Source organism: Magnetococcales bacterium (assembly GCA_015231925.1).
Classification (GTDB): domain Bacteria; phylum Pseudomonadota; class Magnetococcia; order Magnetococcales; family JADGAQ01; genus JADGAQ01.
Map to the genome: position 1 here is coordinate 1 of JADGAQ010000172.1, position 8,924 is coordinate 8,924.

Annotated in this window: 10 protein-coding genes; all 10 read right to left on the reverse strand. The window is 61.6% G+C overall.

The features are described from left to right. Positions 1–93: 93 nt before the first annotated feature. The gene (gene rpmF, locus HQL56_15645; protein ID MBF0310952.1) at positions 94–273 is read right to left on the reverse strand and encodes a 50S ribosomal protein L32; all 180 of its coding nucleotides are present in this window, start codon (positions 271–273) and stop codon (positions 94–96) included. Positions 274–300: 27 nt separating this feature from the next. After that, a complete protein-coding gene (locus tag HQL56_15650) occupies positions 301–846 on the reverse strand; it encodes a DUF177 domain-containing protein (GenBank protein ID MBF0310953.1) in 546 nt (181 codons plus the stop codon). Then, positions 843–1,040, reverse strand: coding sequence for a DUF2065 domain-containing protein (locus tag HQL56_15655; GenBank protein ID MBF0310954.1), 198 nt, complete (start codon positions 1,038–1,040; stop codon positions 843–845). Before HQL56_15655 ends, HQL56_15650 begins: the two co-directional genes overlap by 4 nt. A gap of 21 nt (positions 1,041–1,061) precedes the next feature. Then, complete coding sequence (gene hflC, locus HQL56_15660) at positions 1,062–1,928, reverse strand: protease modulator HflC (GenBank protein ID MBF0310955.1); 867 nt, start codon at positions 1,926–1,928, stop codon at positions 1,062–1,064. Continuing rightward, entirely contained in the window at positions 1,925–3,007 is a 1,083-nt protein-coding gene (gene hflK / locus HQL56_15665) for an FtsH protease activity modulator HflK (protein MBF0310956.1), read from the reverse strand. The genes hflC and hflK overlap by 4 nt, the downstream gene beginning before the upstream one ends. 82 nt (positions 3,008–3,089) lie before the next feature. After that, positions 3,090–3,818: a 16S rRNA (uracil(1498)-N(3))-methyltransferase gene (locus HQL56_15670; protein ID MBF0310957.1), complete on the reverse strand. Its 729-nt coding sequence runs from the start codon at positions 3,816–3,818 to the stop codon at positions 3,090–3,092. A gap of 2 nt (positions 3,819–3,820) precedes the next feature. Then, positions 3,821–4,564 (reverse strand): RNA methyltransferase, encoded by a 744-nt coding sequence (locus HQL56_15675; protein ID MBF0310958.1) that lies wholly within the window; start codon positions 4,562–4,564, stop codon positions 3,821–3,823. A gap of 5 nt (positions 4,565–4,569) precedes the next feature. Further along, complete coding sequence (locus HQL56_15680; protein MBF0310959.1) at positions 4,570–5,145, reverse strand: VOC family protein; 576 nt, start codon at positions 5,143–5,145, stop codon at positions 4,570–4,572. A 129-nt stretch (positions 5,146–5,274) separates the two neighbouring features. Further along, entirely contained in the window at positions 5,275–7,827 is a 2,553-nt protein-coding gene (acnB, locus tag HQL56_15685; protein MBF0310960.1) for a bifunctional aconitate hydratase 2/2-methylisocitrate dehydratase, read from the reverse strand. 172 nt (positions 7,828–7,999) lie between these two features. After that, positions 8,000–8,924 (reverse strand): signal peptide peptidase SppA (gene sppA, locus HQL56_15690; GenBank protein ID MBF0310961.1); only part of this gene is annotated, 925 nt, incomplete at its 5' end.

The window sequence follows — 8,924 nt, forward strand, 5'->3', positions numbered from 1 at the left end:
CCGCTTCCTCACCGTCTTGCGCCTTGCCAGGAACCAAAATCCGGCAAATGTCAATACGCCCCAGGCAAGCGGATCGGCCAGGAACAACCCGACCTACTCCTCGATTTTAATCACCTCACGGCCACGATACCAACCGCATTTCCCGCACACCTGATGCGGCATGACCGGGGCCTGGCAGTTGGTGCAGGTGGAAAGGTTGGGCAGAACCAGGGCATTGTGGGAACGGCGCTTGCCACCACGGGAGTGGGAGATCTTTTTCTTCGGTACCGCCATGGGAATAACTCCTTCACTAAAGCAAAATTAGACCAACGTGCGTTTCAGAATCGCAAAGGGGCTCTCGCGAGTCGGCTGCTCACAACGGCAGCCCCCTTTGCCCAACTCGGCTCCACAACTGGGACACAGCCCCGGGCAGGTCTCCTTGCACACGGGAACCATGGGCAGCAACAGGATGCACTCCTCCTCCAAAAGCCGCAACGGGGAGAAGAGACCCGTCTCCAGATAGGTGATCTCCTCGGTCAGTTCGGTTTCCCGATTGAGGATCGACGGATCCCGGCCGACGGCATAGAGGCGGTCGAACTCCCCGAAAACCTCCTCCCGAAAGGGACGCAAGCATCGGGAACACTCCAGAATCAGCGCACCGCTCACTTCCCCGCTGACCCGGAAGCAGTCGTTCTCCCGGACGATGCGAAAGGTGCCCCGCAGGGGTGCGACCACTTCGCCCAATTGGCCCAACTCCTCCAGATGCACCGGGTCGAGATAACCCGTCAGGGGAGGCAGTACCCGGTCAATGGCGTTCAGGGGAATGCGCAGGGCCGAAAGCTCCTTTTCCCCGGCCTCGTTCTTCATCCCAGTATCCGTTTCCGCACCAGATAGACGAGAACCAAACCGACTATCATCAGGAAAAGTCCGGCCTGCCGCAAGGTGGAATCCGACAAGAGCCCGACACGCATGATCCATTGCCGCATCAGGCCCGGATTCAGAAAGTAGGGGGTTCCCTCAATAATCAGCATCAGGCCCAAGGCCGTCAACAAGTCGGACAAGACTTTCCCCCGAAATCCCCGTCAGGGCAACTTCGGCTCTCCGCCGAAATGCCGGAAAAAGCCCGATTTGGGCTCCACTACCAGAGTAGTCTCCTGGTTGAACGCCTTGCGATAGGACTCCAGGGTACGAATGAAATCATAAAACTGAGGATCCTGCTGGTAGGCATCGGCATAGATGCGGGTTGCCAGGGCATCTCCCTGTCCTTTCAGAGCCTGGGCCTCCTGATAGGCGCTGGCCAGAATCACCTCCCGATCCCGATCGGCCTTGGCGGTGATCTTGGAAGCCTCCTCCTCACCCTGGGCCCGATAGGTTTTGGCCTGCCGTTCCCGTTCCGTCTGCATGCGCCGGTAGACCGCCTTGGAGTTCTCCTCCGGCAGATCGGTGCGCTTGATGCGCACATCCACCACTTCGATGCCGTATTGCGCCGCCTGGGCGTTGGCCTGGGAGCGGATACGGGTCATCAGGTCGGCCCGGGCGCCCGCCACGATTTCCATCATGGTGTATTGTCCCAGGACCTCACGCAGATTGGAATAGATGATGTCGTTCAGCCGCAACGCCGCACCCGCCTCGGTACGCACCGTCTGATAGAATTTCAGCGGATCGACGATCTTCCAGCGGGCGAAGTTGTCCACTTTCAGATTCTTCTTGTCCGAGGAGAGAACCTCCTGCGGATCGGAATCGAAGACCAGCAACCGCTTTTCGAAGGTATGCACCTCCTGGATGAAGGGCATCTTGAAGTGCAGGCCCGGCGAGGTGACGGGTCGCACGGGCTTGCCCAACTGCACCACCAGGGCCTGTTCAACCTGGTGCAGGGTGAAGACCGATTGGGAGATCACCAGTCCCACGGCGGCGACTATCAGCAGGGTGGCGGAATTCAGGCTCCTCATGGCTTCTCCCCCTTGATCCCGGAGGCCGGACGTTCATGACCCGTTCGCCCGTCCAGGGGCAGATAGGGCAATACCCCGCCGACACCGGAGTCGATCAGCACCTTTTTGGAATGGCTGTAGATCTCTTCCATGGTCTCCAGGTAGAGACGTTTGCGGGTGATTTCCGGGGCTTTCTGATACTCGGCCCGCAGGTTGAGAAAGCGTTGCACGTCACCCTTGGCGCGCATTTCCGTAGCGGTTTTGTAGGCTTCCGCCTCCTGAACGATCCGGGCCGCCTCACCCTTGGCTTTGGGCAGGATGTCGTTGGAGTAGCCGTGAGCCACGTTGATGGTCCGTTCCCGATCCTCCCGGGCGCTGGCCACGTCCTTGAAGGCCTGCACCACCTCTTCCGGCGGGGCCACCTGCTGCAGCTGCACCGCCAGAACATGGATACCGCTCAAGTAGCCGTCGAGAATCTCCTGCATGGTCAGACGGGTCTGTTCCTGAATGCTCTCCTTGCCGGCGGTCAGGGCCTCGTCGATGCTGTTGCGACCGATCACCTGACGAATGGCCGACTCCGCCGCGTCCCGCACCACCTTGTGAACGTCGTTGCTGGGAGAGCGCACGTTGAACAGATAGTCCTTGGCATCTTTCAGGCGGTATTGCACGCTCAGATCGATGTCGATGATGTTTTCGTCCCCGGTCAGCATCAGGGATTCCACCTGCACATCGACCATGGTGCGGTTGCGGGTGCGAAAACCGATTTCGATCCGCTGCACCTGGGTCACTTTGGGCTTGTAGACCTGCTCGATGGGATAGGGAAGATGGTAATGGGGCCCCGACTCGGTGGTCTGCACGTATTCGCCGAAGCGCACCACCACGCCCTGCTCGTCCGGACCCACCAGATAGATGCCCGTGGCCATCCAGATGACGAAGGCCGTTCCCAACAGAATCGGCCAGACCTTGCCGCCGCCGGGGAGATGCCCGGACAAACGCTCCCGTGCCATCCGAATCATCTCTTCGACATCGGGAGGCTGCGGCCCGCGGGGACCACTGCCCCAGGGCCCGCCGGGTTTGCCTCCATCGTTATTCCATGACATGGCCAGCTCCTGATCGACCGGAAGTTGGGCTTCACCTCTTGAACCAACCAGATTAACACAGTTTTCTGCAATTGCATACGGATCAAGCAACATTTCCCGACAAATTCTCGCAGGTCTCCAACACGGCAAGCCCGGCCAGGGCCGCCGTTTCGGTGCGCAGAATGCGTGGTCCCAGACTGGCCGGACGGAAACCCGCCTCCTCCAGACTCTCCCGCTCCTGGGGATGCCAGCCACCTTCCGGCCCAACCAGCAGGATCACGCCCCCTTCCGGACGCTGGCGGCGCAAATTATGCAGATGCGGCACGCCCCCTCCCACCTCCAGACGCCAGCCGTGACACTCCCCCCAGTCACCCCCCGGAGCCTCCGACAACGGCAACGGCGACAACACCCGGGGAAGGACCGCCCGGCGACACTGTTTGGCCGCCGCCAGCACCACCCGGTTCCAGGTGACCAGCTTGTCCGCTTCCGGCATGCCCGCCGAATGGCGCGTCAGCAGGGGAAGGATGGCCGTCATGCCCAACTCCACCCCCTTCTGCAGGATGAACAGCATACGCTCCTTGTCCGGCAGAGCCTGCCAGAGAATGCGCTCCCGGCGCGGCTCCGGGGAACAAGGCAGCGCCTCGAAGGGAACCACCCGCTGCCCGTCGTCCAGCAGTCGCGCCCGGAAGCCGGCTCCCGAGGCATCCACCACGGTGAGAATGTCCCCCCGGCGGTAGCTCCAGCGCCGCAGAGCCTCCCGGCCTTCCGCCGTCAGGAGAACGGCCACTTCCGGGCCTTCGACCCGCTCCACGCGAATGACCGAGGTCTCCACCCTCATTCTCCGCCTGAAGCCCGACGGCGGGAAGAGGTCATCTCATGAAAAACACCCCGAAGGATGGCCACTTCCCGACGGTCGAGTCCGGCCCGATGGAAAAGGGCCCGCAGACTGCCCATCATGTGGCGGTCCTGCCCCTCCTTCAGAAAATCGATGGCCCGCAAGGACTCTTCCATGTGCAGGAAGAGTCTTTCCATCTCCCCCTTGTCGGCCACCCCCTCCTGAAGGGGATCCCGCGCCATGGACGACTCGCGGCCTTCCGCCAGCATCCATTCATAGGCCAGAAGCAGCACGGCCTGGGCCAGATTCAGCGACGTATAGGCCGCTGCGGTGGGAATATGGCAGATCAGATCCGCCCGTTCCAAATCCCGCGTCTCCAGACCGGTGCGCTCGGTGCCGAAGAGCCAGCCGATGCGTTGTCCCGCCGGCCGGTCCAGCATCAAACCCGCCAGTTCCCGGGGAGTCACGATGCGTTGCCGCTGCCCCCGATTGCGCGTACTGGTGGCAACCAGCCAATGGATATCGGCGATGGCCTGCGTCACCGACTCGAAGACTTCCGCCCCGGCCAGCAGATCCTGCGCACCCGAAGCGAAGGCCACGGCCTCCGGGTGGGGAAACTGCGCCGGAGCAACCAGTCGCAGTCGGGAGAGCCCCATGTTCTTCATGGCCCGCGCCACCGCGCCGATATTGCCCGGCTGCGTCGGTCGATCCAGAATGACCACTACCTCCGAAACTCCGGACACCACCCTCATCTCCTCTTGAGGAAGTTTTCGCTGCCATCTCCCGGCACCACCACCCGATCCTCCGCCTTCAACGGCTCCGGTTCCGGCCACCGTCCCGCTATGGGCTCCGATCCCTCCAACTCTTCCATCGGGGGCTCTTCGTCCACCAGCAGCGGCTTGCGCCACATGCGCTTTTTGACATTGGCCGAGAATTCGATGCCGATTCCGTTGGGATCGTAAGAGTAGATCGAATAGAACCCGCCATGATCGATCACGTCCGAAACCGGGAAACCCGCCCCCTCCAGCAGGGCCATAAGCTCCCAAAGCCGCTCCACATCGTCCACCCCGATCGAAATGTGATCAAACCCGAAGGGGCCGCGCACCGGCTCCCCGTGGCGACGCAAGGCCAGTTTCTCCACCTCCGGCCATTCGAAGAAGCTGATGCGGTTTTCCTCCGCCACTTCGAAGAAATATTGCCGGTAACCCGGCCTGCCGTAAGCGTAGACCAGTCGCATGCCGAGAAGATCCCGCCAGAATCGAACGGTCATACCGATATCCCGCGTGGCAAATGCGGCGTGATGAATGCCCGTATATCCGCTCATGTCCACCTCGCACCGAGAATCGACCGTTAGTTATATACCATTGGATTCCCGGACAAGGAGAGAAGTTCCTTTTCCCCTCGCCCAAAAAAAAGGGAGGCCGAAGCCTCCCTGGATTTGGCGTTTCAAGCCTCAGGCCACCTTGATGGGGATGACCACGCCGTTGTTCTCGTAGTCGGCAATCTGATCGAAGTTGAGGTAACGATAGACATCGGCAGCCTTGGGGGCCACCTTCTCTTCCACCAGCTTGAGATACTCCTCCACCGTCGGAAGGCGGCCCAGAATGGCGCAGACCGCACCCAGCTCCGCCGAACCCAGATAGACCTGGGCGCCCTTGCCCATGCGGTCGTCGAAGTTGCGGGTGGAGGTGGAGAAGACCTTGGCATTATCCCGCACCCGAGCCTGATTGCCCATGCAGAGGGAACACCCCGGAACCTCGGTGCGGGCGCCCGCCTTGCCGAAGATGCTGTAATGACCCTCCTCGATGAGTTGCTGCTCGTCCATGCGGGTCGGCGGAGCCACCCACAGGCGACCGGGCACGTTCTTGCCTTCCAGAATGCGGCTGGCGGCGCGGAAGTGTCCGATGTTGGTCATGCAAGAGCCCAGGAAGACCTCGTCGATGCTCTCACCCGCCACGACGGAGAGCAGCTCCACCTTGTCGGGATCGTTCGGGCAGGCCACGATCGGTTCCTTGATGGCGTTCAGGTCGATTTCGATGTCGGCGGCATACTCCGCGTCGGCATCCGGTTGCAGCAGCTCCGGCTTGGCCAACCACTCCTCCATGCGGGCGATACGCCGTTTGATGGCTTCCGGATTGGCGTAACCCCGGTTGAGCAGGTTGCGCAGCAGGGTCACGTTGGAGCGGACGTACTCGATGACCGGCTCCTTGTTCAACAGTACGGTGCAGGCTGCAGCGGAACGCTCCGCCGAGGCGTCGGCGAGTTCGAAAGCCTGCTCCACCTTGAGGTCGGGCAGCCCTTCGATTTCGAGGATGCGTCCGGCGAAGATGTTCTTCTTGCCGGCCTTGGCCACGGTCAACTGTCCGCGCTGAATGGCCACCCAGGGAATGGCGTTGACCAGATCCCGCAGGGTGATGCCCGGCTGCAGGGTGCCCGTGAAGCGCACCCGCACCGACTCGGGCATGACCAGCGGCATGGCGCCGGTGGCGGCTGCGAAGGCCACCAGACCGGATCCCGCCGGGAAGGAGATGCCGATGGGGAAACGGGTGTGGGAATCGCCGCCGGTACCCACGGTATCGGGCAGCAGCAGACGGTTCAGCCAGGAGTGGACCACGCCGTCGCCCACCTTGAGGGCCAGCCCGCCCCGCTCCGCGATGAACTGCGGCAGGGTCTTGTGGGTCTGGATATCCACCGACTTGGGATAGGCCGCCGTATGGCAGAAGCTCTGCATGACCATATCGGCCGCAAAGCCGAGGCAGGCCAGCTCCTTGATCTCATCCCGGGTCATGGGACCGGTGGTGTCCTGGGAACCCACGGTGGTCATGGCCGGTTCGCAATAGGCGCCGGGACGCACCCCGGTCACGCCGCAGGCCTTGCCCACCATCTTCTGCGCCAGGCTGTAGCCCTTCCCGGTATCGGCGGGAACTTCCGTCTCGGCGAAGAGATTGCTTGCCCCCATGCCCAACGCTTCCCGGGCCTGAGCCGTCAACTTGCGCCCGATGATGAGGTTCACCCGCCCCCCGGCCCGCACTTCGTCGGACAGGGTGGTCGGAGAGAGCTTGAAGCTGCTGACCTGGGCTCCGTCACGGGTGATCACACCCTTGGTGGTGTCGATGGTGATGACATCACCGCTCTTCAGTTGGCTCACGTCGCACTGCAGCGGCAGCATGCCCGAGTCTTCCGCCGTATTGAAGAAGATCGGCGCGATGGTGCCGCCGATAACCACACCCGCAGTGCGCTTGGCCGGCACGAAGGGAATGTCGTTGCCGATATGCCAGAGCAGGGAGTTGACCGCCGATTTGCGCGAAGAGCCGGTGCCCACCACATCCCCGACATAGGCCAGGGGATGGCCCTTTTTCTTCAGCTCGATGATCTCTTCCAGCGAACCGGGTTTGCGGTTCATCAGCATCGATTTGGCATGCAGGGGGATATCCGGACGGCTCCAGGCCTCGGAAGCCGGCGAGAGGTCGTCGGTGTTGGTCTCCCCGTCCACACGGAACACCGTGCAGGTGATGCTGGCGGGAATGCCGGGACGCGAGGTGAACCAGGTGGCGTTGGCCCAGTTTTCCAACACCTTGCGGGCCTGGGCGTTGCTCTTGGCCTTGGTGACCATCACCTTGAAATTGTCGTAAACCAGCAGGGTGTTGGAGAGGGCCGCCACGGCGTCTTCGGCCAGAGCCGCATCATCCAGCAGGTCCATCAGGGGGACCACGTTGTAACCGCCGATCATGGTGCCCAACAGCTTGACCGCCGCCTTCCGATCAATCACCGGACAGCTCACCTTGCCCTTGGCCACTGCGTCCAGAAAAGCCGCCTTCACCTGGGAGGCATCGTCCACCCCGGGAGGCACCTGGTTGGTGATCAGTTCCAACAAGGTTTCGCCTTCACCGGCGGGGGGATTTTTCAACAACTCCACCAGCGCCAGGGTTTGTCCGGCATCCAGCGGCTTGGCGGGAATACCTTCCTTGGCCCTTTCGGCGACATGTTGGCGATAGGATTCAAGCATGCGATCCTCCTAAACGTGCTGATCTCCAGGGGAGACGATATCGGTAGTGATGGGCCTGGAGAAGTTGCAAAGGGGCTGCAAAAGCCTCTACCCCCAAATCTGGGGGGCAATCATGGCAGGAAATGGGGCACATCGCCAAGGTAAAATCCAATGAACATCTTGAGCGATTGACCTACATCAACTGAGGAATCTTTTGTTGAGTAACAACCATATTGAACAGCGTTTCACCGAAATGGCGACTCATGCGGCTCAACCAATCTTTCTTCTTGGTGAAGTCGACCAGAGGCACCCCCCCGGCTTTTTCCCGGGCCAGACTCTCCGCCGAGGCCAAACCATCCACCAGACCGAGGCGCAAGGCCTCCTCGCCTGTCCAGATCAGTCCGTTGAACAACTGGTCGTCGGATACCTTCAACCGCTCTCCGCGCCCCTCCTTGACCGATTTGATGAACTGCTGGTGAATCGTGTTCAAAAGGGCCTGAGCATGGGCCTTCTCCTCGGGACGCACGGTCTGAAAGGGGTCCAGAAAGGCCTTATGCTCGCCTGCGGTGAGGGTGCGGTTTTCGATACCCCACTTTTCGATCAGTTGCGGCACGCCGAAGGACTGCATGATCACCCCGATGGAGCCCACCAGGGTGGCTTTGTCGGCATAGATGCTCCCTGCTGCGGAGGCGACATAATAGCCCCCGGAGGCGCACAGATCCTCCAGAGCGGCGTAGACGGGAATATGGGGATGGCTTTTGCGCAAGCGCCGGATGGCGTCGTGGATGATCCCCGACTGCACCGCGCTGCCCCCCGGACTGTTGATGCGCAGGATCACGGCGGCGCTGTTGCGATCCGAAAAAGCCGACTCCAACGCATCGACCACCTCTGTGGCATCGTTTTGCGTTCCGGCCAGAAGAATGCCTTCGAGGTTGATCACCGCCGCGTGTTTTTTGTGGGTCAAGCCATCGAATTCGATGGAATCGGTGGAGTCGATCAGGAAGGAGGCCAGGATCGCGATCAGATAAGCAGCCAGAAAAAGCCGGAACAGGCTGCGTCCCCGACGCGCCTTGCGCTGCTCGGTCAACTGGGCTTCGAGGAGCCGCTCCAGGACACGA